The organism is Acidovorax sp. (genome assembly GCF_046291265.1).
Taxonomy (GTDB): domain Bacteria; phylum Pseudomonadota; class Gammaproteobacteria; order Burkholderiales; family Burkholderiaceae_C; genus Acidovorax.
Genome location: NZ_JBKBTV010000076.1, coordinates 1 through 20,700, shown reverse-complemented (window position 1 = coordinate 20,700; position 20,700 = coordinate 1). Strand labels below are relative to the sequence as shown.

Sequence of the window (20,700 nt, the reverse complement as noted above, 5' to 3'; positions counted from 1 at the left end):
GGCCCGGGTTGGCAAAAATGTCCCTGAAACCCGCGTCTTCCCACTCGCGTGGGTCGTCAAAGCGGTAGAAGTCAAAGTGCCAGATCGAGAGGCCCGGCGCATCGTGGGGCTCCACCACCGCATAGGTGGGGCTCTTGATGCGGCCCTGCACGCCCAGCGCGCCCAGCAGGTGGCGCACCAGCGTGGTTTTGCCCGCGCCCAGGTCGCCGTGCAGGGTCAGGTAGGCGTTGGCTAATTGCGGCTGCGCGGCAAGCTGGCGTGCAAAGGCGCTGGTGTCGTCCTCGCTGTGCCAGGTGATCTGACGGGGTGGTTCTGCCGGGGCGGCAACGGCGCTTCCTACAATCTGGCCGGTATGTGGTGCAACAGTCAACTCGTTCCTCAAATGCAGGAGTGGGCCCGCGAGCTGGGATTTTCCCAAATCGGCGTGGCGGGGGTGGACTTGTCTGCGGCAGAGCCGGGCCTTGAGGCTTGGTTGGCGCAGAGCTTCCATGGTGACATGCATTACATGGCATCGCATGGTTTGAAGCGCGCACGCCCCGCCGAGCTGGTGCCCGGCACTGTGAGCGTGATCACGGCGCGCATGGATTATTTGCCGCGCGATACGGCCTTGGACGCGGCTGAAGGCTGGCAGGCGGTGGAGCTTTCGCGCCTGACACGCCCGCAGGAAGGCATCGTCTCGGTCTACGCCCGGGGCCGGGACTATCACAAGGTGCTGCGCGCGCGCCTGCAAAAACTCAGCGACCGCATTGCCGAGGCCATCGGCCCGTTTGGCCACCGCGTGTTCACCGACTCGGCCCCCGTGCTGGAGGCGGAGCTGGCTGCGCGCAGCGGCCAGGGCTGGCGGGGCAAACACACGCTGGTGCTCAACCGCGAGGCCGGGTCGATGTTCTTTTTGGGTGAGATCTATGTGGACATGGCGCTGCCCGCAAGCGAGCCGGTCACAGCCCACTGCGGCAGTTGCACCGCCTGCATCGACGTGTGCCCCACGCAGGCCATCGTCGCGCCGCAGCGTGTCGATGCCCGGCGGTGCATCTCGTACCTCACCATCGAGCACGCCGGGCCGATTCCGCTGGAGCTACGCCCGCTGATGGGCAACCGCATTTACGGCTGCGACGACTGCCAGCTGATCTGCCCTTGGAACAAGTTTGCCCAGGTCAGCCGCCTGCCCGACTTTGACGAGCGCAAGGGCCTAGCGGGCCAGCAGCTAGTACACCTGTTTGCGTGGGACGAGCCCACCTTTTTGCGCATGACCGAAGGCGGCCCCATCCGCCGCATTGGCCACGAGCGCTGGCTGCGCAACGTGGCCGTGGCCCTGGGCAATGCGCTGCGGGCGACGGGGGACGAGATGGTGCGGGCCGCGCTGCAGTCCCGCGCTGAAGACCCCAGCGAGCTGGTGCGCGAACATGTGGCCTGGGCGCTGGATTTTGAATGAAATTGGCCTCTAGCGCTTGATGGATAAGCGCTAGTAGCTATCAAAATAAGAGTATTTGCTGCAGCTTTGCTACGGTATCTTGCTGCTACCGCGCCAGCAACCCGGTTTGCTTGAGGGTCTGCACCAGCCCCTGCGTGAACTCTTCATACCCGGCGGCGTTGGCATGGATTTGGTCCGCCCGCAGGCGCTCCTGCGCCAGCACGCCAGACCAGCCCTTGCTGTGCAGCGCCACTTTCAGTTCGCTGGCGATTTCTTCGTACATGGCGTGGTCGCTCAACTGGCCCACGGCCGCCAACATCGTCAGCTCCGGCACGGCCACCAGCAGCACCTGTGCACCGCTGGACTGTGCATCGGCGCAGATCTGGCGGATATTGCTGCGGGTGGTCGCAGCGCTCTGGCGGCGCAAAAAGTCGTTGCCACCGATGCTAACGATCACCAGCGCAGGGGTGTGCTTTTGCAGCAGCCCCGGCAACCGCGCCAGCGCCTGGGCCGAGGTGTCGCCCGAGATGCCGCCGTTGACGACCTTCCAGCCCGTCAGCCGCGCCAGCACGGCAGGGTAGGCCGTGTCGGCCGATGCGCCCACGCCGGAGGTCAGCGAGTCGCCCAGTGCCAGCACCGTGGCATCGGGCGGTACGGCCTGAGCGCGTGGGGCCTTGCGCCCGCAGCCCGCCAGCAGCGCAAGCGCTACCGCCGCCAGGCTCGTTACAAGGGCGCGGCGCCGTACCAGGGCCAGGGAGGTGGAACGCGAGGCAATGCGTGAATCGGTCATCGGAGAAATCCCAAGGCAAAAGGCAGGCTGACCATGCCCAGCAGTGTCGAAAGCGTCACCAGGCCGGCCACATAAGGCCCGTTGTAGCCCATGCGCGCCGCCAGCACGTAACAGGTAGACGCGGTGGGCAGGGCCGAGAACGCGAGCAGCATGGTGGTCTGCACGGCATTGAGCCCAAACAGCCACGCCATCGCAAACGCCAGCAGCGGCTGCACCAGGTGGCGGATGGACAACACCGCCACGCTCAGCGCCTTGCCGCGTGTGAGCAGGCCAAACTCAAGGCCCGCACCCGCGGCCATCAGCCCCAGCGCCAGCGATGCCGCGCTGATGCGGCTGACCGTGGGGCTGGCCCATTCCGGAATCTGAAACCCGAGCAAATTGGCAATCAACCCCGACACCGTGGCGATGATGAGCGGGTTGCGCACCAGCTCGCGCGCAAAGCTGTGCTGGCCGTGCCGCGCCATGGGCCACACGGCAGCCACGTTAAACAGCGGTACACACACGCCGATCAACACGGCAATCATGAGCAGGCCCTCGGTGCCCGCCAGCCGCTCGGCGATGGCCAGGCCAATGAAGGAGTTGAAGCGGAACGCCACCTGCGCGCTGGCGGCATGGTCGCGTGCGTCGATGCGTTTGCCCAGCCAGGGCCAGTGCGGCAGGCTGTAGGCCAGGGCAATGCCCGTGACACCCATGACCAGCCCCGCAGCAATCAGGCCCGACGCGGCACCAATGTCCACCGGGCTTTTGACGATGGACTGAAACAGCAGCACAGGAAAGAGCAGGTAGTACACCAGGCTCTCCACGGGCTGCCACACCGAGCGGTTGAGGGCGGTGTACCGGCAGATCAGGTAACCGCAGAGGATGAGAGAGAAGTCGGGGAGCAGAAGCTGGGCGTAGTTCACGCGGGGAGAATACTTGATCCTTGGCAAGGGCTCCGGGTTAGCCCTTATGTGGAATCCGCAGGTCGCCAAAGCGCCGGTTGCGAATACCATCAGCGCTGTTTGTCACCCCGCACGAAGGAGAACTCCATGCATCGTCGTCAATGGCTCGCGCTGACCGTACTGGCCGCCGCAGCAGGTACCGCAGCCGCTCAGGGCTACCCCAACAAGGTAATCAAGCTGCAGGTGCCTTTTGCACCCGGCGGCACCACCGACATCATTGCGCGTGTGATCGCTGACCCGCTGGGCAAAGCCCTGGGCCAGAACGTGATCGTGGAAAACAAGGCCGGTGGCGGCGGCATCGTGGGTGCCAGCGAAACCGCACGCTCAGCACCTGACGGCTACACGCTGGGCGTGGCCACCGTGTCCACCACGGCGGCCAACCCGGCCATCAACCCCAAGACGCCGTACAACCCGCTGACGGATTTCACGCCCATCATCAACATTGCGGCCACGCCCAACATCATTGCGGTGAACCCCAGTTTCCCGGCCAAGGACTACAAGTCGTTTGTGGCTGAACTGAAGAAGTCGCCCGGCAAGTATTCGTACTCGTCGTCGGGCACGGGCGGCATTGGCCATCTGCAGATGGAGCTGTACAAGAGCCTGTCGAACACCTTCGTCACCCACATTCCTTACCGCGGTGCGGGCCCTGCCCTGAACGACACCGTGGCGGGCCAAGTGCCGATGATTTTTGACAACCTGCCTTCGGCGCTGCCCTTCATCAAGGACAACCGCCTGGTAGCCATCGCTGTGGCCGCGCCCCAGCGCGTGGCTGCGCTGCCCAATGTGCCCACGTTCAAGGAGCTGGGCCTGGAGCCGGTGAACCGCATGGCGTACTACGGCATCCTCGGCCCCAAGGGAATGCCCAAGGACATCGTGGACAAGATCAATGCCGCCGTGCGCACAGCACTGCAAGACCCCGCAGTGAAAAAGCGCATCGAAGAAACCGGCTCCATCGTGGTGGGCAACACCCCCGAGCAGTTTGCCGAACAGATCAAGGCAGAGTTTGCGGTCTACAAGGAAGTGGTCGTCAAACAGAAGCTGACATTGGAATAAGCGCTGCGCTTCCCTCCTCCAAAAGCCGCCCCTCGTCCGGGCGGCTTTTTTTACGTGCTATCGTTTTTTGATGCTCCCAACCAGCCTGACTGCCATCGACACCTTTGTGGACGCCCTGTGGCTGGAAGATGGTCTTTCGCGCAACACCTTGGCTGCCTACCGGCGCGACCTGACGCTGTATGCCCAGTGGCTGGCCGACCAGCAACCTTCGCTGGCCTTGGAGGAAACGGCGGAACACCACCTGCAGGGCTATTTCGCCGCGCGCCATGCGGTAACGCGCGCGACGTCGGCCAACCGGCGCCTCACGGTGCTGCGCCGCTACTTTCACTGGGCGCTGCGCGAGCGGCGCATCACGGCCGACCCCACGGTGCGGCTGCAGGCGGCGCGCCAACCCCTGCGTGTGCCCAAAACCTTGTCACAGGCCCAGGTAGAAGCACTGCTGACCGCGCCCGACCTGGGCAACCCGCTGGGCCTGCGCGACCGCACCATGCTGGAGCTGATGTACGCCAGCGGCCTGCGCGTGACAGAGCTGGTCACGCTCAAGACCTTTCAGCTGGGCTTGAACGAGGGCGTGCTGCGGGTGATGGGCAAGGGCAACAAGGAGCGGCTGGTGCCCTTTGGCGAAGAGGCCCGCCAGTGGATAGACCGCTATCTGCAGGAGGCCCGGGGCGCCATTCTGGGCGGCCAGCAGACCGACGACCTGTTTGTGACTCAGCGCGGCAGCGGCATGACGCGCGCCATGTTCTGGGTCATCGTCAAAAAATGGGCGCAGGTGGCAGGCATTACCGTGCCGCTGTCGCCCCACACGTTGCGGCACGCGTTTGCTACCCATTTGCTCAACCATGGGGCTGATCTGCGGGTGGTGCAGCTGCTGCTGGGGCATGCCGATATTTCGACCACCACCATCTACACCCATGTGGCGCGGGAGCGGCTCAAGTCGCTGCATGCGCAGCACCACCCGCGCGGCTGAATTCGGACACAAAAGAAAATGGCCTGCGAGCGCAGGCCATTGAAGCTGGAAGGGGCGGGGTAGCTGCCGCCCGCCTCAGAACTCACTCTTCGTTCAGGCTCTCGGCCCAGGTCAGCGCCTGCAGGTGGGCCCAGTTGACCTGTCGGTTGGACAGGTGCAGGGCTTCGGCGGCCTTGGCAAACGCCACTTCGTCGCCGCTTTCGCACGCAATGGTCAGGTCCAGGAACGGAGCAAACACGCCGGTGCGGCGTAGCAGGGCGTCCATCACGGGCTCGGGCAGGGCCACGGACTCCAGTGCTTTTTCCAGTGGCACGCCCAGCATGGTGTCGAGCAGTGAGAACACGCCCACCACAAAGGCGTTGTCGCATTCTTCGGGCGGCAGCAGTTCGCCCGCCAGCAGCTCCATCAGGCGGCCTCGCACCACAGCGGTCTGGCCCACGGCGGGCGGCGCACCGCCTGCACGGGACGTGGTCATGAGCAGCGCGGCCCAGCGGAACAGCTTTTTCAGTCCCAGAATCATCACCGCATGGCGGAATGACGTGATCTCGCACGACAGGCCAAAGCCCGACGAATTGATGAAACGCAGCAGATTGAAAGACAGCGTAGGGTCTTTCTTGAGCAAATCCTCGATTTCGGCCGTGCTGGCCTGTTTGCGCACCAAATTGATGAGCTGGATGATGGTGGCCTGCGAAGGCCGGATGGTGGTGGCCTTGACCAGCGACGGCTTGGCAAACCAGTAGCCCTGGAACAGCTTCACGCCCAGCCCGCGCATCAGTTCGTACTGCTCGGCGGTTTCGACCTTTTCAGCGACCAGCGTGGCCTGGCTGTGGGTGGTGGCAAATTTGACCAGTGGCCCCGCCAGCTCGGGCTTGAAGGCCAGCATGTCCAGCTTGATGAACGCAGCCAGCGGCAGCCAGCTGGTGTAAGCGCGGCGCAGGGCCTGTTGGTCAAACGCCAGGCGGAACCCGCGTGTGCGCAACGCATGCAGGGTGGGCACGCGGCCTTCGATTTCTTCGGGCGTAGCGGTGTCGGGCAGGGGCGGAACTTCCAGCACCACTTTTTCGGGGTGGATTAGCTCCAGGTGGCCGCCGGAGAGGCTGTCGTGGGTGCAGTTGATGAACACCGTCTTTTTGCCGACCAGCGCTTCGGTGCCCGCATAGGACAGCGCATTGAACAGCAGGGCTGCGTCGCTGGCGGCGGTGTGCGAATCGGATGCGGTGGAGCGGTCAAACAGCTCGTAGCCATAGACCGCACGGCTTTCGTCCACGATGGCCTGGCGGGCGATGATGGCAATGTTCTCGTCGACGGCTTCTACCGTGAGGGACGCAGCTTCCGGGGTGTCTTGTTCAGGTGTGCTCGACATGGGGTCTGCAGTAGTGGATGGCGGGACTCTTCGGTGATTCTAGACCCGTAGGTCGCAAGCGCGAACGATTGGTTTGCACAGCAGCCTGTCGGCTCACGCCTCTGTCAGCTGGTCTGCCCAGGCGAGCGCCTGTAAATGCGCCAGATTGATCTGCTGGCTGGTGAGGTGCAACAAGCCCGCTGTGCGGTCAAAAACCGCGTCGTCGCTGGATTCGCAGGCCTCGGCCAGGGTCAGCAGATCGCCCAGGAAGCCTTCGCGCCGCAGCAAGGCGGCTGCCACGGGCTCGGGTACGTTCAAGAGGCCGATGGCGGATTCCATGGGCATGGACAGCATCACATCCAGCAGCGAGAAGATACCCACCACAAACGCCTGGTCGGCCTCTTCGGGGGGCATGGTCTCCAGCGCCAGCAGTTCCATGAGGCGCCCGCGCTCCACAGCGGTCTGGCCCACGGACGACGGTGTTCCGTTGTTGCGCGATGCGGTGAGCAGCAGTGCGGCCCACCGGAACAGTTTCTTGAGCCCCATCAACATCACCGCCTGCCGGAAGGACGTGATTTCGCGGTTTAGCCCGAAGCCAGCGGAGTTGATGATGCGCATCAGGTTGAACGCCAGCCCGGCATCCTTCTTCAGCACTTCTTCAATGTCGTCGGTGCTGGCCTGTTTGCGGACCTGGTTGATGAGTTCGATGATGCTGGCCTGCGAAGGCGTGAGCAGCTTGGTCTCCACCAGTGAGGGCCGGGCAAACCAGTAGCCCTGGAACAATTCGACGCCCTGGCTCGACACCATGTCGTACTGCTGGGCAGTTTCTACCTTCTCGGCAATCAGCTCGGCCTTGGAGTTGCGACCGGCGTAGCTGATCAGCACCGCCAACTGGTCGGCCGCCAATACCGACAGATCGAGCTTGATGTAGTCGGCCAGCGGCAGCCAGGGCGCATAGGCCGATTGCAGCACGGTGTGGTTGAACGCCAGGTGAAAGCCCCGGGCGCGCAGCTCGGCCAGGATGGGCATGCGCGTGGCGACTTCTTCGGCCGCGGTGTGGCCCAGTGGGGGGATTTCCAGCACCACCTTGTCCGGGTCCACCAGCTCCAGGTGCCCGCCCGACAGGCTTTCGTGGGTGCAGTTCACAAAAATGAGCTTCTTGCCGACCAACTCATCGGTGCCTGCGTGCGACAGCGCCGTAAACACCAGGATGACATCGGTGGCTGCCGTGTGCGCCGCGCCGCTGCGCGAGCGGTTGAACAGCTCATAGCCAACCACCACCTGCTGGGCGTTGACGATGGCTTGGCGGGCGATCATGGCCACCGACGTCTGGTTGCCCGGTGGCGCGGGAGGGGTGCCTGGGGCGGAGGGTTGGGTCATGGGTGTCATCGTAAAAAAGAGGCAGGCCACACGGGGTGCATGCCGCTGCAAATTGTAGGAGTCATCGAATTCCTGGGCGCGTGCACAACTTCTCGGCGGCCTCCGGCGCATGAAACTGGCGCGGCCCACACCAGTGCGCCCGTGGAACTGGCTTTGCCAGGCCACCGGGTGCGTTCCCCTCCCGAAGGAGAGGGGGAAGACGCGAAGCGGCTCAGGGGGTGCTTCATCTCACACTTGCTGCAGCCAGCGCAGCTCGGCATCGGTAAAACCTGCGCTGCGGCGCGCGGATTCGTTGAACGGGGGCTTCAGGCGCGGGGCTTCATATTGCTGCACCAGGGTGCCGTAATGGGTTTCGGGGTCGTGGCCCGCGCGTTCGCACAGCCAGCGGTACCAGTGGTTGCCAATGGCCACATGGCCCACCTCGTCGTGCAGGATGACGTCAAGGATGGCCACTGCCTCCAGCGCGTCGGGCGTGCCCACCTGCCGCAGTTTGGCCTGGATCTGCGGCGTGGCGTCCAGCCCGCGCGCCTCCATCGTGCGCGGCACCAAGGCCATGCGAGCCAGGACGTCGTGCTGGGTTTTCTCGCACATGGTCCACAGGCCCTGGTGGGCCGGAAAGTCGCCATAGTCATGGCCCTGCGCGCGCAGGTGGTCGCGCAGCAGCCGAAAGTGTTTGGCCTCTTCGCCTGCCACCAGCATCCAGTCGGTGTAGTACGCACGGGGCATGCCGTCAAAGCGCCACACCGCATCGAGCGCCAGGTTGATGGCGTTGAACTCGATGTGCGCGATGGCGTGGATCAGGATGGCGCGCCCTTGGGCCGTGGCGGGCGAGCGGCGGGCGAGCTCGTTGTGGCGCAGCAGCGGCGGGCGTTCGGGGCGGCCCGGCAGGCTGCTGGGATCGGTGGGTGCCTCAGGGGGAAGGGGTGCTATCGAAAGAGTAGCTGCTTGCGCTTGCAGATCAAGCGCTGCAGCCGATTTTTGTTCAGGGTCTGCAAGGCACAAGACCTGCAGTGCACGGTGGCGAAGCTCCATCCTTACAATTCTAGGCCTTGCCATCGGCGCCAAAGCACACGCTTTGTAACGATTGGCGACCTCTCGGGGCGCGCCGCTGCGTTGGCCCCCTCAACTTTTGCGGAGTGGGTGCATGGCAATTTACGAACTCGATGGCGTATCGCCGCAGTTGGCCGAATCGGCCTGGGTGGCCGACAGTGCGCAGGTGATGGGCAACGTGGTGCTGGGCGAAAACACCAGTGTGTGGTTTGGCTCGGTGGTGCGCGGCGACACCGAAAGCATCACCATCGGCGCGGGTTCCAACATCCAGGACGCTAGCGTGCTGCACGCCGACATCGGCCAGCCCTTGGTGATCGGCGAGCGCGTGACGGTGGGCCACCAGGTCATGCTGCACGGCTGCACCATTGGCGACGAATCACTCATCGGCATCGGAGCCATCGTGCTCAACGGCGCCAAGATTGGCAAAAACTGTCTGGTGGGCGCGGGCGCGCTGGTGACCGAAGGCAAAGAGTTTCCGGACGGCTCCATGATCATCGGCAGCCCCGCCAAAGCCGTGCGCGAACTCACTGCACAGCAGATCGAAGGCCTGCGCCAGAGCGCCCAACACTACATCGACAACGCACGCCGCTTTCAAAACGGCCTGCACAAGATCGCCTGAAGAATTGAAGCACCCCCTGAGCCGCTTCGCGTCTTCCCCCTCTCTCGCTCTGCTGCGCGGTGCGGGAGGGGGACGCACCCGGTGGCCTGGCCAAGCCAGTTCCACGGGTGCACTGGCTTGGCCGCGGCGGTTTTGTGGGCTGCTTGCAGTGCGTAATGCGATGGATGGCATCTCCTGAGTGCCTGTAATTTTCTGGGAATTTTTTGCGTGTCTGAACTCCACAAGTTTCTTTTCGATGGTCTTCCCGTGCGCGGCATGATCGTGCGCCTGACCGATGCCTGGACCGAGATCCTGCGCGTGCGCGCAAGCAACTCAGCCACCGGCGCCTACCCCGCACCCGTGAGCGAACTGCTCGGCGAGATGGCCGCCGCGGGCGTGCTCATGCAGTCCAACATCAAGTTCAACGGCGCGCTGGTGCTGCAGGTGTTTGGTGACGGCCCTGTCAAACTGGCCGTGGCCGAAGTGCAGTCCGACCTGAGCCTGCGCGCCACTGCCACGGTGACCGGCGAGGTGGCAGACACCGCCCGCCTGAGCGACATGGTGAACGTGGCCGGTGGCGGCCGCTGCGCCATCACGCTCGACCCCAAGGACCGCCACCCGGGCCAGCAGCCCTATCAGGGCGTGGTGCCCCTGCATGGCGACAAGCACGAGAAGCTTGACCGCCTGTCCGACGTGTTGCAGCACTACATGCTGCAGTCCGAGCAACTGGACACCATCCTGGTGCTGGGTGCCAACGAGCAGGTGGCAGCGGGCCTGCTGATCCAGCGCATGCCCATCAAGGGCGAGGGCAACTTGGCCTCGGGCCTCACGCACCGTGAGAACGAAGACCAGATCGGCCACAACGAAGACTACAACCGCATCGCCCACCTGGCCGGGAGCCTGACCCGGGAAGAGCTGTTGACCCTGGACGTGGACACCATCCTGCGCCGCCTGTTCTGGGAAGAAAAGCTGCTGCGCTTTGAGCCCCAGCAGGGCGCCAGCGGCCCGCGCTTTGCGTGCACCTGCAGCCGTGAACGCGTGACCAACATGCTGCGCAACCTGGGCGCCGAAGAGGCCGAGAGCATCCTGGCCGAGCGCGAAAACATTGAAGTGGGCTGCGAGTTCTGCGGCCAGCAGTACCGCTTTGATGCGGTGGATGCGGCGCAGATTTTTGTCTCCCCTGCAGTGGCGCAGCCCCCGGGGCCGACGGGTATTCAATAGTCAGTTGCCGTACTGCCACCAGCGTGGGGCGGCAGCGCGCTCTGGATAGTTGCGAGTCGTTTCACTCACCGTGAATCGCCGTTGACCATCGTTGACAATGCCCCGCGCTGACCCCGCCTAAGATCCATCGCTGTTCCCCCAGCCGCCCAAAACCATGCGGCCGTGCGCCGGGGAATGGACCGCAGAGAGTGCGCCAATGGGGGCTGCACCGTGCTGCGCAAGGGTCTAACGAGGGGTGTCATGGAGTTTCTTCGTCGAGTTCTGGGTGGTCGCAGCGCAAACTCGGTGAGCGCGGCGCCGCTTGCGTTGTTTGACAGCTCGTCCGCACCCGACTCGCGCCGCCCAGACACCTTGCTGGCGGCCCTGGACATCGACGCCGCCATCAATGCCCATGAGCGCTGGAAGTCCCGCCTGATGGACTACCTGGAAGGCCGCACCTCTTACGGGGTGGACCCGGCGCTGGTGCGAAGGGACACCCACAGCGCGCTAGGCCGCTGGTTGCACGGCGTGGGCGCCGAGGTGCTGGGCGACCAGCCCACCTACCCGCTGCTGTTGGCGCGGCACAAATACTTTCATGAACAGGCCGCCAACCTCGTCGAGCTGGCCCAGCAAGGCGAATGGGATAAAGCAGTGCAGGTGCTCAACGGCGGCTACCGCTATGGCTCCAGCCAGGTGGTGTTGCTGCTCAAGGGACTCAAACGCGGGCTGGAACCATAGGCCTGCCCGAATCGTTGTTTTTCTAAAAATTCAAGCCAAAATGGCACCTAGCGCTTATGGTTAAAGCGCGAGGTGCTATCTTTTTGATAACATCGAGAGCGGCTTCAGAAGGTATACCGCGCTGTCAATTTGACCTTGCGCGGCTCGCCGTAGATGTCGGTGCCCCACTGAGTGGAATACCCCACAGCGCGGTAGTACACGCGGTCAAACAGATTGGTCACGTTGAGCTGAATGTCCACCTTGGGCGTCGGTTTGTAGCCAATCAACAGATCCGTCACCGCGTAGGCCGCCTGCTGGTTGCGCCAGGCCAGGCCGGCGGTCGTACCTTCTGAATAAATACGGCTTTGCCAGTACAGGCTGGCGCCGGCACGCCAGCGCTGCCAGTCGCCCGCAAATCGATACAGGGTGGACAGCTTGAGCATGTTCTGCGGGTTGGTGTTGGTGGTAAAGCGCCGCCCCACGTTGTTGGGATTGGTATCGCGCACGTAGCGCGTGTCGGCATAGGTGTAGCCCGCGCCCACCTGCCAACGGGGCGTCAGCGCGCCCTGAACCTCTATATCCAGGCCCCGTGTGCGCACCAGACCAGCCGCTTCGGAGCAGGATGATTCCGGGAACGTGGGGCAGGCGCTCTGGTCGTCCAGCGTGCGCGCGCGGTTGGTCTGGTCGATCTGGAACACGGCCAGACTGGCGTTGAGGGCGCCGCCGAAGTATTCACCCTTGATGCCCGCCTCATAGTTCTCGCCGACGATGGGTTTGAGGATGTTGCCGTCGATCCCCTTGGCGGTCTGCGGATTGAAGATGTCGGTGTAGCTGGTGTACAGCGTGTGCGTGTCGTTGAGGTCGTAGGTCAGGCCCGCATAGCGGGTGGCGTTGCGGTTGACCTTGTAGCTGCCTGCGCCGCTTCGGTTGGCGTATTCATACCAATCCACCCGGCCGCCCATCAGCAGCTTCCAGCGGTCGGTCAGGTGCAGGTGGCTCGCTGCATATGCGCTGTCCTGCGTAGTGACGTTGCTCGTGGTCGTGGTGAATGTGCCCACGGGCTGAGGCGCGGCGTAGGGGTTGTGCGTGAAGATGTCCACATTGTTGATGCGCGACGGTGCCCAGTTGCGGTTGTGGGTGGTGGCATCCATGGACTGGTGCGTGGCGCCCACCACCGCCTGGTGCTTGCGGCCGAAAAGATCAAAAGGGCTGCTGGCCGAGACGTCGTAGTTCTCGTGCCGGTAGGCGTATTTACCGCCCCAGACCGACTGGTAGAAGGTGTTGCTGGTGGCGTTGGCAGAGTCTCGGTACGTGGCCGTTCCCAGCAGATCCAGGTCGCGCCAGCTTTGCAGGGTGGCCAGGCGCAGCTTTCCTTCGTCGCCAAAACCGTGTTCCAGCGTGGCAAAGGCCGTGGTGACCCGGTTTTTTGAAAACTCCCAGTCGTTGCCTGCAAAGGTCGAGCGCGGCGCATTCAGGTGCTGGCCGGTGCCCGAGATGGGAAGGTCGTACCAGAAGTGGTTGGTGAAGTCCGTCTGGCGGTGCGCTCCCACGGTCAGCAGCGTGCGCGCGCCCAGGTCGGCCTCCAGCACGCCGTACAGCAGGCCGTGGTCGTGCCGCTCCGCATCGCGGAAGGTCCTGGCGTCTTGCCCCGCCGCCACCAGGCGGCCGCGCAAGGTGCCTGCGGCGTTCAGCGGTCCGCCCACGTCGGCGCTCAGGCCGTAGTCGTCCCAGCTGCCGGTGCTGGCGGTGACGCTGCCCTGAAAGTCGCGCGTAGGCCGCTTGTGCACCATGTTGATGGCGGCCGAGGGGTTGCCCGCGCCCTGCGCCAGGCCAGTGGCGCCACGCACCACCTCGACCCGATCAAACAACGCCATGTTGGCTTGCGAACTGGGGAGGAACGAGCTCCATGCGCTCGTGAAGCCCTCGTACATCACATTCGCGTTGAACCCGCGCGCCGTGATGTTGGGTCGGCCGACGCCGTCCGAGCCACTGAGGAACAGGCCCGGCGTGCCACGCACCACGTCCACGATGCTGGTCATGGCCTCGTCGTCCATGCGCTGGCGCGTGATGACGGTGGCCGACTGCGGCGTTTCGCGCAGTGACAGCGACAGTTTGGTCGCCGTGCTGGCGGACGGGGTGGTGTAGCTGCCCGTGCCTTCGGTGGTGCCGCTGACATCGGCCTCGGCCACCACCTGCACTTCGGCCATCGTGCTGCCTTGCACGGCGGGGGTGCGCTCGATGGTGAAGGTCTTTTCGTCCTGCACCCGCACCACCAGTCCGCTGCCCGACACGAGCCGCTCCAGCGCCTCGCGGGCGGTGAAATCGCCGCTCAGCGCGGGCGCGGCGCGGCCCTGGGCCAGTTCGGACGACAGAAACACCTGCACGCCGGTCTGCTGCGCAAGGGCGCTGATGGCGCGGTCCAGCGGGGCGGGTGCGATGTCCACGCGCAAGCGGGGCGATGGGCCCGATTGGGCATGGGCGGCGCAGGCCAGCAGCAGGGCCGCGGCAAAAGCCGTGGCGCGGGGCGCCAGGCGGGGTGATCGGGATGCGCCGAGGGAGCGGGTCGAACGGGGCGGGCGAGGCGAAGGCATGCGGTTTTCTCCTGGAATGCAAAAACAAAGGCGTTCAAGAAGACCTGTCGTTGGGCGCGCAACAAAACCCTACCTCTCAGAACATAAATACGTTCTGAGTCCTCTAAAAATCACAGCGGCCCGATGTCCACGCTGCCATCGGCCTGCCGCTGGACCCGTGCGGGCACGATGTGCGGCAGCAGGTCCAGCAACTGGTCGGTGCGCGTGGTCTCGAACACGCCCGACACGGCATGGCCACCCAGGCGGCCATCGTCGCGCAGGCGGATGGGCAGGGGCCGATAGCGCTGCATTTCGGCCAGCGCCTCGCGCAGCGGCGTTCGGTCGAACACCAGGCGGCCCTGTTGCCAGGCGTTCGCGTGCGCCAGGTCCACCCACTGCGGCGCGCCGGGGGCTTGGGTCCCATCCAGCTGCCATTGCTGGCCAGGGACGAGGAGCATGGGGGCATCGTTGTCGTGCGGGCTGCGCACTACATTGCGAACCTCGACACGGCCTTGCAGCACGGTGACCCGCACCCGTTCGCGGTGCCGGTACACATCGAACACCGTGCCCACCACGCGGATGCGCGCGTCGGCAGCGGCCACTTCAAACGGGCGCAGTGTGGAATGCGCCACGGCAAAACGCGCCTGCCCGCGCTGCAGCGCCACGCGGCGGCTGCGCAGGTGCCAGGCCACGTCCAGCGTGGTGGCGGTGTCCAGCGTCAGGGTGCTGCCGTCGGCCAGCAGCACGTCGCGCCGTTCGCCGACGGCGGTGGCGTAGTGCTCGGTGCGCCATGCTGGGTCCGCCCAAAACAAAGCGGCCGTGGCGGTGCCCAGCACCAGGGCCACCACGGCGCCGTTGCGCAGGGTGCGTGTGCGGGCGCCATTCCGGGGTTGGGTGCGCGCGGGCGGCAAGGGGAAGAGGGCGCGCAGCGCATCGCGTTCAGCCTCCAGTGCCGCGTCAAAAGCCTGTGGCGTGGCAGGCGGCGCGCGGAGGGTGCCGTCTGCCGAACACGGCGCAGCGCCGATGGCAGCACCGGCCTGTGCCACCGTCATGGCATGGCCGCCATGTCGTGCAGTGCCTCTTGCAGCGCGCGGCGACAGGCGCTGGTGCCCAGTCGCAGGTGTTTTTCCACCGTTTTGGTCGAGATACCCAGGTGCAGTGCGATGTCGCCCTGCGGCACCCCATGGATGCGGTACATCACAAACACGTCGCGGCAGCGCGGGGGCAGGGCGTGAATGCTGTCGGCCAATAGCGCCAGTCGCTGGCGGCCTTCCAGAATGCGCGCAGGGTCCAGGGTGTCATGCAGGGTGGCCGTGTCGGGCAGGGTGTCCACGCTGTCTACCCAGTGCGCGTGGCGCTGTTCGATCCGGCAACGGTCAATGGCACGGCGCGTGCAGACGGTGCGCAAAAACGCCAGCGGCGTGCGCGGCGGTGCGGGCGGGCGCTCCATCAGTTCGGCGCAGACGTCGTGCACCACCTCCCGGGCGATGGCCGAATCCGACCAGCGCGCCACGGGGCCCCGCCACACATGGGCGACGAGTTCTTCGTAGTGGTGCACAAGGGCCGCCACCAGCGGGAGATTGGGGCCGAAGGGCAAGGAGGGCACTCGGAACGACAACAGACGGTGAGAGGAAGTTGCTCATTTTAAGTGAGAAGCGTTCTCATTATCGTTGCGAGTGTGTGATCAGGACAACAGCCGCTTGAACAGCCGGTGTTCGCATTCCGGGTCGCTGCATTTCTCGCAGTTCCAGGCACGCAGTCGGGTCGTTCTGGAACTGAATTTTTGGTCAAAAGTGCCTCTAGCGCTTTCCCCATAAGCGCTAGTAGCTACACTTTTAATAGCTTTCAAGGCATTCTCAATGCGCCGTTCGCCCTGTCCGTACACCACACGGTAGGCCCTGCCACCGTGTGCCAGTGCTGCCCGCAGCCGGGCGTCGGCCGCTTCGCGTGCGGGATGTTGATCCGGAGGGCAGGGCAGGTCCAGCCCCATCAGCAGGGTCAGAACCGCCTGGGCACAGTCGTCTGGCGACGCGGCGCAGACGATCTGCGCGGAGCCGGGGGCAATGTGCTGTTGCAGATCCCGCGCGAGCGCCGCAGCGCCGGTGCCCGGTGCGCCCAGCAAGGCAATGGTCGGCGGGGCAGACACGGCGGTCGTGGAAGAAAGAAAACCCGCGCCTCAGCGCGGTGTGAACTGCACGTAGATCTCGTTGGGCTTGACCATGCCCAGCTCGCTGCGGGCCTTCTCTTCCACCATGTCCAGGCCCTCTTTCAGGTCGTGCACCTCGGACGACAGCCGCTCGTTGGCCTGCTTTGCCTGGTCATTGGCCGCCTTTTGCACATCGATCTGCCGCTGCATCTCATTGACGCGCGGCACGCTGCCACGCCCCAGCCAGAGCTGGGCGTGCAGCGCCACCAGCAAGGCCAGCAGGATGACGGGGACGATGCGGGAGACCAAGACCGGGCTCGCTCAGGCGAGGGCTGCAGGTTAGCGGAGGTTGTAGAACGCAGCGCGGCCGGGGTATTGCGCGATTTCGCCCAGGTCTTCTTCGATGCGCAGCAGCTGGTTGTACTTGGCGATGCGGTCCGAGCGCGACAGCGAGCCAGTCTTGATCTGGCCCGCGTTGGTGCCCACAGCGATGTCGGCGATGGTGCTGTCTTCGGTTTCGCCCGAGCGGTGCGAGATCACGGCGGTGTAGCCGGCGCGTTTGGCCATCTCGATGGCGGCAAACGTTTCGGTCAGCGTGCCGATCTGGTTGATCTTGATCAGGATCGAGTTGGCGATCTTCTTGTCGATGCCTTCTTTCAGGATCTTGGTATTGGTCACGAACAGGTCATCGCCCACCAGTTGCACCTTGTCGCCCAGGCGCTCCGTCAGGTGCTTCCAGCCGTCCCAGTCGCCTTCGTGCATGCCGTCTTCGATGCTAATGATCGGGTACTTGTCCACCCAGGCCGCCAACATGTCGGTCCACTGCTCGGCGGTGAGCTTGATGCCGCCTTCGCCTTCCAGCACATAGTGGCCGTCCTTGTAGAACTCGCTCGCAGCGCAGTCCAGGGCCAGGGCGATCTGGTCGCCTGCCGTGTAGCCCGCGGCTTCAATGGCTTGCAGGATGAGGCGAATGGCGGCTTCATGGTTCTCGACGCTGGGGGCAAAGCCGCCTTCGTCGCCCACGGCCGTGCTCATGCCCTTGTCGTGGATGATCTTCTTGAGGGCGTGGAACACTTCAGCGCCCCAGCGCACGGCTTCGCGGAACGTGGGTGCGCCCACGGGGATGATCATGAACTCCTGCAGGTCCAGGCTGTTGTTGGCGTGTGCGCCGCCGTTGATCACGTTCATCATCGGCACGGGCAACTGCACGCTGCCCATGCCGCCCAGGTAGCGGTACAGGGGCAGGCCCGATTCTTCGGCCGCCGCGCGGGCCACGGCCATCGACACGGCCAGCATGGCGTTGGCGCCCAGGCGGCTCTTGTTTTCGGTGCCATCCAGGTCGATCAGGGTCTTGTCCAGAAAACCTTGTTCCGACGCGTCCAGGCCCAGCACGGCTTCAGAGATTTCGGTGTTGATGTATTCCACGGCCTTGAGCACGCCCTTGCCCAGGTAACGGCTCTTGTCGCCGTCGCGCATTTCAATGGCTTCACGGCTGCCGGTGGAAGCGCCCGACGGCACGGCTGCGCGGCCCATCACGCCCGATTCGAGCAACACGTCGCATTCGACGGTGGGGTTGCCGCGGCTGTCCAGAATCTCGCGACCGACGATGTCAACGATGGCACTCATGGTTTTCCTTTTGCAGAAGTTTTAAATCAAATCGGGCTCTAGCGCTTATTGAATAAGCGCTAGTAGCTATCAATTAGTGAGTAATTCTCGTCTTGGCGTTTACACGCCTTCGACACACACCATGCGCATCACCGCCGCGCCTTCGCGCGCCGCCTTGGCTTTCTGGTATTCGGGGGTGTCGTAGAAAGCGCGGGCTGCTTCGAAGCTCGGAAATTTCAGGATGACGGTGCGACCGGGGTTCCAGTCGCCTTCCAGCACTTCGACCTTGCCGCCGCGCACGCACACTTCAGCGCCATGGGCCTGCATGGCCAGCGTGCTCCACTTGCGGTACTCGTCGTACTGTGTGGGGTTGGTGACGGTGACGGATGCGATGACGTAACCACTGCTCATGTCTCAAGCTCCAAAGTTGTTTTCGAGGAATCCGCTTTTCTTGGTGACGTCGTCCAGCGCCACCAAGGTCTCCAGCAAGGCCTTCATGTGCTTGAGCGGCACCGCGTTGGGGCCATCCGACCAAGCCTCGGCGGGGCGGGGGTGGGTTTCCATGAACAGGCCCGCCACACCCGCAGCCACGCCCGCGCGGGCCAGCACGGGAACCATGTCGCGCGCGCCGCCGCTCACGGCACCCAGGCCGCCTGGCTTTTGCACCGAGTGGGTCACGTCAAACACCACGGGCGCGCCGGAGTTGCGCATCTCGGCCAGGCTGGTCATGTCGGCCACGAGGTTGTTGTAGCCAAAGCTCACGCCACGCTCGCAGGCCAGAAAACGGTCTTCAGACAGGCCGGCGTCGCGCGCGGCGTCGCGGGCCTTGTCGATGACGTTTTTCATGTCCCAGGGCGCCAGGAACTGGCCCTTCTTGATGTTCACCGGCTTGCCCGACTGCGCCACGGCGCGGATGAAGTCGGTCTGGCGGCACAGGAAGGCGGGCGTTTGCAGCACGTCCACCACGCTGGCCACCTCGGCCACGTGCGATGCGTCGTGCACGTCGGTCAGGATGGGCAGTTGCAGCTGGCGGCGAACTTCATCCAGGATCTTGAGGCCAGCGTCGATGCCGACACCGCGCTTGCTCGTGCCAGACGACCGGTTGGCCTTGTCGAACGAGCCTTTGTAGATGAGTGGAATGCCCAGAGGTGTGCAGGCTTCCTTGAGTTGGCCAGCCACGTCGAGGGACATTTCCAGGCCCTCGATGGAACAGGTGCCCGCGATCAGGAAAAAGCGCTGGTCCAGGCCGACGTTGAATCCGCACAGCTGCATGGGGGCTCCGATCAGGCTTTCGCCGCTTGCTGATGTTCCACCGCCGCCTTGATGAAGGCGTTGAACAGCGGGTGGCCGTTCCACGGGGTGGACTTGAACTCGGGGTGAAACTGCACGCCGATGAACCAGGGGTGCACATCGTGCGGCAGTTCCACGATTTCGGTGAGTTCTTCACGCTGCGTCAGTGCGGAGATCACCAGGCCCGCCTTGCGCAGCTGGTCCAGGTAGTTCACGTTGGCTTCGTAGCGATGGCGGTGGCGCTCGGTCACCACGTCGCCGTAGATGCTGTGCGCCAAGGTGTCTTTGGACACATCCGAGCTTTGCGCGCCCAGGCGCATGGTGCCGCCCAGGTCCGAGTTCTCGTCACGCTTCTTGATGGTGCCGTCTGCATCCTTCCACTCGGTGATCAAGGCGATCACGGGGTGGGGAGTGGTCGGGTCGAACTCGGTGCTGTTGGCGTTGGCCAGACCCGCCACATGGCGGGCGTATTCGATGGTGGCGACCTGCATACCCAGACAGATGCCAAGGTAGGGCACCTTGTGCTCACGGGCAAACCGGGCGGTGGCGATCTTGCCCTCCACGCCCCGCGCTCCGAAGCCGCCGGGCACCAGGATGGCGTCGTATTTCGCCAGCTTGGCCGAGGCATCGGCCGCTTCAATGGTTTCAGAGTCGACATGCTCGATCTTCACGCGCACATGGTTGCGCATGCCTGCATGGCGCAGGGCTTCGTTGACCGATTTGTAGCTGTCCGACAGGTCCACATACTTGCCGACCATGGCAATGGTGACTTCGCCTTGCGGGTGCTCGGTCTCATGAACCAGCTCATCCCAGCGCTTGAGGCTGGTGGGAGGTGTGTTCAGGCGCAGCTTGTCGCAGATCAGGCCGTCCAGGCCCTGTTCGTGCAGCATGCGGGGCACTTTGTAAATGGTGTCCACGTCCCACATGCTGATCACGCCCCATTCCGGGACGTTGGTGAACAGCGAGATTTTTTCACGCTCCTCGGCGGGCACGGGGTGCTGCGCGCGGCAGAGCAGGGCATCGGGCTGGATGCCGATCTTGCGCAACTCTTGCACCGTGTGCTGCGTGGGCTTGGTCTTGAGCTCGCCTGCGGTGGCAATCCACGGCAGGTAGGTCAGGTGCACAAAGGCGGCGTTGTTGGGGCCGAGCTTGAGGCTGAGCTGGCGCACGGCTTCAAGGAACGGCAGCGATTCGATGTCGCCCACCGTGCCGCCGATCTCCACAATGGCCACATCCACCGCATCGGGGGTGCCAATGCCGGCGCCGCGCTTGATGAATTCCTGGATCTCGTTGGTGACATGGGGAATGACCTGCACGGTCTTGCCCAGGTAGTCGCCGCGGCGTTCCTTCTCCAGCACGGACTGGTAAATCTTGCCCGTGGTGAAGTTGTTGGTCTTCTTCATGCGCGTTTCGATGAAACGCTCATAGTGGCCCAAGTCGAGGTCGGTTTCTGCGCCGTCGTCGGTCACAAAAACCTCGCCGTGCTGAAACGGCGACATGGTGCCCGGATCTACGTTGATGTAGGGGTCAAGCTTGATGAGAGTGACTTTGAGTCCCCGCGATTCGAGGATCGCGGCAAGGGAGGCTGAGGCGATTCCCTTACCGAGGGAAGACACCACACCGCCGGTGACGAAGAC

The 20,700-nt window shown here is 64.4% G+C and carries 21 protein-coding genes; 6 read left to right on the top strand and 15 right to left on the bottom strand.

Translation table 11 applies throughout. The features are described 5' to 3' along the window. On the bottom strand, positions 1–370 hold a 370-nt coding region (gene tsaE, locus ACK41V_RS20850; RefSeq protein WP_409785200.1), incomplete at its 3' end, for a tRNA (adenosine(37)-N6)-threonylcarbamoyltransferase complex ATPase subunit type 1 TsaE. Positions 371–382: 12 nt separating this feature from the next. On the opposite strand from tsaE, the gene queG reads away from it, so the two are divergent. Beyond that, complete coding sequence (gene queG / locus ACK41V_RS20845; protein ID WP_409785198.1) at positions 383–1,432, top strand: tRNA epoxyqueuosine(34) reductase QueG; 1,050 nt, start codon at positions 383–385, stop codon at positions 1,430–1,432. Between the two features lie 85 nt (positions 1,433–1,517). Here the strand turns inward: queG and ACK41V_RS20840 are convergent, their stop codons facing one another. Together ACK41V_RS20840 and ACK41V_RS20835 are read right to left on the bottom strand one after the other, a co-directional pair. After that, on the bottom strand, positions 1,518–2,201 hold the full coding sequence (locus ACK41V_RS20840) for a GDSL-type esterase/lipase family protein (RefSeq protein WP_409785197.1): 684 nt from the start codon (positions 2,199–2,201) through the stop codon (positions 1,518–1,520). Further along, positions 2,198–3,103, bottom strand: coding sequence for an AEC family transporter (locus ACK41V_RS20835; protein ID WP_409785195.1), 906 nt, complete (start codon positions 3,101–3,103; stop codon positions 2,198–2,200). The genes ACK41V_RS20840 and ACK41V_RS20835 overlap by 4 nt, the downstream gene beginning before the upstream one ends. Positions 3,104–3,229: 126 nt before the next feature. Here ACK41V_RS20835 and ACK41V_RS20830 point away from each other — a divergent pair, with 126 nt between their 5' ends. Together ACK41V_RS20830 and xerD are read left to right on the top strand one after the other, a co-directional pair. Then, on the top strand, positions 3,230–4,195 hold the full coding sequence (locus ACK41V_RS20830; protein WP_409785193.1) for a tripartite tricarboxylate transporter substrate binding protein BugE: 966 nt from the start codon (positions 3,230–3,232) through the stop codon (positions 4,193–4,195). Positions 4,196–4,265: 70 nt separating this feature from the next. Then, the gene (gene xerD, locus ACK41V_RS20825; RefSeq protein ID WP_409785192.1) at positions 4,266–5,165 is read left to right on the top strand and encodes a site-specific tyrosine recombinase XerD; all 900 of its coding nucleotides are present in this window, start codon (positions 4,266–4,268) and stop codon (positions 5,163–5,165) included. An 82-nt stretch (positions 5,166–5,247) separates the two neighbouring features. Here xerD and ACK41V_RS20820 read toward each other — a convergent pair whose 3' ends face one another. The 3 genes from ACK41V_RS20820 to ACK41V_RS20810 all read right to left on the bottom strand — a co-directional run bounded on the left by ACK41V_RS20820 (position 5,248) and on the right by ACK41V_RS20810 (position 8,919). Further along, on the bottom strand, positions 5,248–6,528 hold the full coding sequence (locus ACK41V_RS20820; RefSeq protein WP_409785190.1) for an EAL and HDOD domain-containing protein: 1,281 nt from the start codon (positions 6,526–6,528) through the stop codon (positions 5,248–5,250). Between the two features lie 93 nt (positions 6,529–6,621). After that, positions 6,622–7,887, bottom strand: a complete 1,266-nt coding sequence (locus ACK41V_RS20815) for an EAL and HDOD domain-containing protein (RefSeq protein ID WP_409785188.1) — start codon at positions 7,885–7,887, stop codon at positions 6,622–6,624. A 228-nt stretch (positions 7,888–8,115) separates the two neighbouring features. After that, positions 8,116–8,919, bottom strand: coding sequence for a ferritin-like domain-containing protein (locus tag ACK41V_RS20810; RefSeq protein ID WP_409785187.1), 804 nt, complete (start codon positions 8,917–8,919; stop codon positions 8,116–8,118). 112 nt (positions 8,920–9,031) lie between these two features. Between ACK41V_RS20810 and ACK41V_RS20805 the strand changes: the two genes are divergently transcribed. The 3 genes from ACK41V_RS20805 (at position 9,032) to ACK41V_RS20795 (ending at position 11,473) form a co-directional block, all read left to right on the top strand. Then, positions 9,032–9,556: a gamma carbonic anhydrase family protein gene (locus tag ACK41V_RS20805; protein WP_409785185.1), complete on the top strand. Its 525-nt coding sequence runs from the start codon at positions 9,032–9,034 to the stop codon at positions 9,554–9,556. Positions 9,557–9,763: 207 nt separating this feature from the next. Next, positions 9,764–10,756, top strand: coding sequence for an Hsp33 family molecular chaperone HslO (locus ACK41V_RS20800; protein WP_409785183.1), 993 nt, complete (start codon positions 9,764–9,766; stop codon positions 10,754–10,756). 240 nt (positions 10,757–10,996) lie between these two features. After that, entirely contained in the window at positions 10,997–11,473 is a 477-nt protein-coding gene (locus ACK41V_RS20795) for a CZB domain-containing protein (protein WP_409785181.1), read from the top strand. A gap of 104 nt (positions 11,474–11,577) precedes the next feature. Here ACK41V_RS20795 and ACK41V_RS20790 read toward each other — a convergent pair whose 3' ends face one another. The 9 genes from ACK41V_RS20790 to ACK41V_RS20750 form a co-directional block, all read right to left on the bottom strand. Then, a complete protein-coding gene (locus tag ACK41V_RS20790; RefSeq protein WP_409785180.1) occupies positions 11,578–14,043 on the bottom strand; it encodes a TonB-dependent siderophore receptor in 2,466 nt (821 codons plus the stop codon). A 110-nt stretch (positions 14,044–14,153) separates the two neighbouring features. Beyond that, complete coding sequence (locus ACK41V_RS20785; protein WP_409785179.1) at positions 14,154–15,074, bottom strand: FecR family protein; 921 nt, start codon at positions 15,072–15,074, stop codon at positions 14,154–14,156. Then, positions 15,071–15,619: an RNA polymerase sigma factor gene (locus ACK41V_RS20780; protein WP_409785177.1), complete on the bottom strand. Its 549-nt coding sequence runs from the start codon at positions 15,617–15,619 to the stop codon at positions 15,071–15,073. Before ACK41V_RS20780 ends, ACK41V_RS20785 begins: the two co-directional genes overlap by 4 nt. An 87-nt stretch (positions 15,620–15,706) precedes the next feature. Then, entirely contained in the window at positions 15,707–16,168 is a 462-nt protein-coding gene (locus ACK41V_RS20775; protein ID WP_409785175.1) for a hypothetical protein, read from the bottom strand. Positions 16,169–16,198: 30 nt separating this feature from the next. After that, positions 16,199–16,477: a septum formation initiator family protein gene (locus tag ACK41V_RS20770; protein ID WP_409785173.1), complete on the bottom strand. Its 279-nt coding sequence runs from the start codon at positions 16,475–16,477 to the stop codon at positions 16,199–16,201. A 30-nt stretch (positions 16,478–16,507) separates the two neighbouring features. Further along, entirely contained in the window at positions 16,508–17,794 is a 1,287-nt protein-coding gene (gene eno, locus ACK41V_RS20765) for a phosphopyruvate hydratase (protein WP_409785171.1), read from the bottom strand. 99 nt (positions 17,795–17,893) lie between these two features. Beyond that, a complete protein-coding gene (locus tag ACK41V_RS20760) occupies positions 17,894–18,184 on the bottom strand; it encodes a DUF1330 domain-containing protein (RefSeq protein ID WP_056061699.1) in 291 nt (96 codons plus the stop codon). Between the two features lie 3 nt (positions 18,185–18,187). Next, positions 18,188–19,045 (bottom strand): 3-deoxy-8-phosphooctulonate synthase, encoded by an 858-nt coding sequence (gene kdsA, locus ACK41V_RS20755; RefSeq protein WP_409785169.1) that lies wholly within the window; start codon positions 19,043–19,045, stop codon positions 18,188–18,190. A gap of 11 nt (positions 19,046–19,056) precedes the next feature. Beyond that, positions 19,057–20,700 (bottom strand): CTP synthase (locus tag ACK41V_RS20750; RefSeq protein ID WP_409785167.1); only part of this gene is annotated, 1,644 nt, incomplete at its 5' end.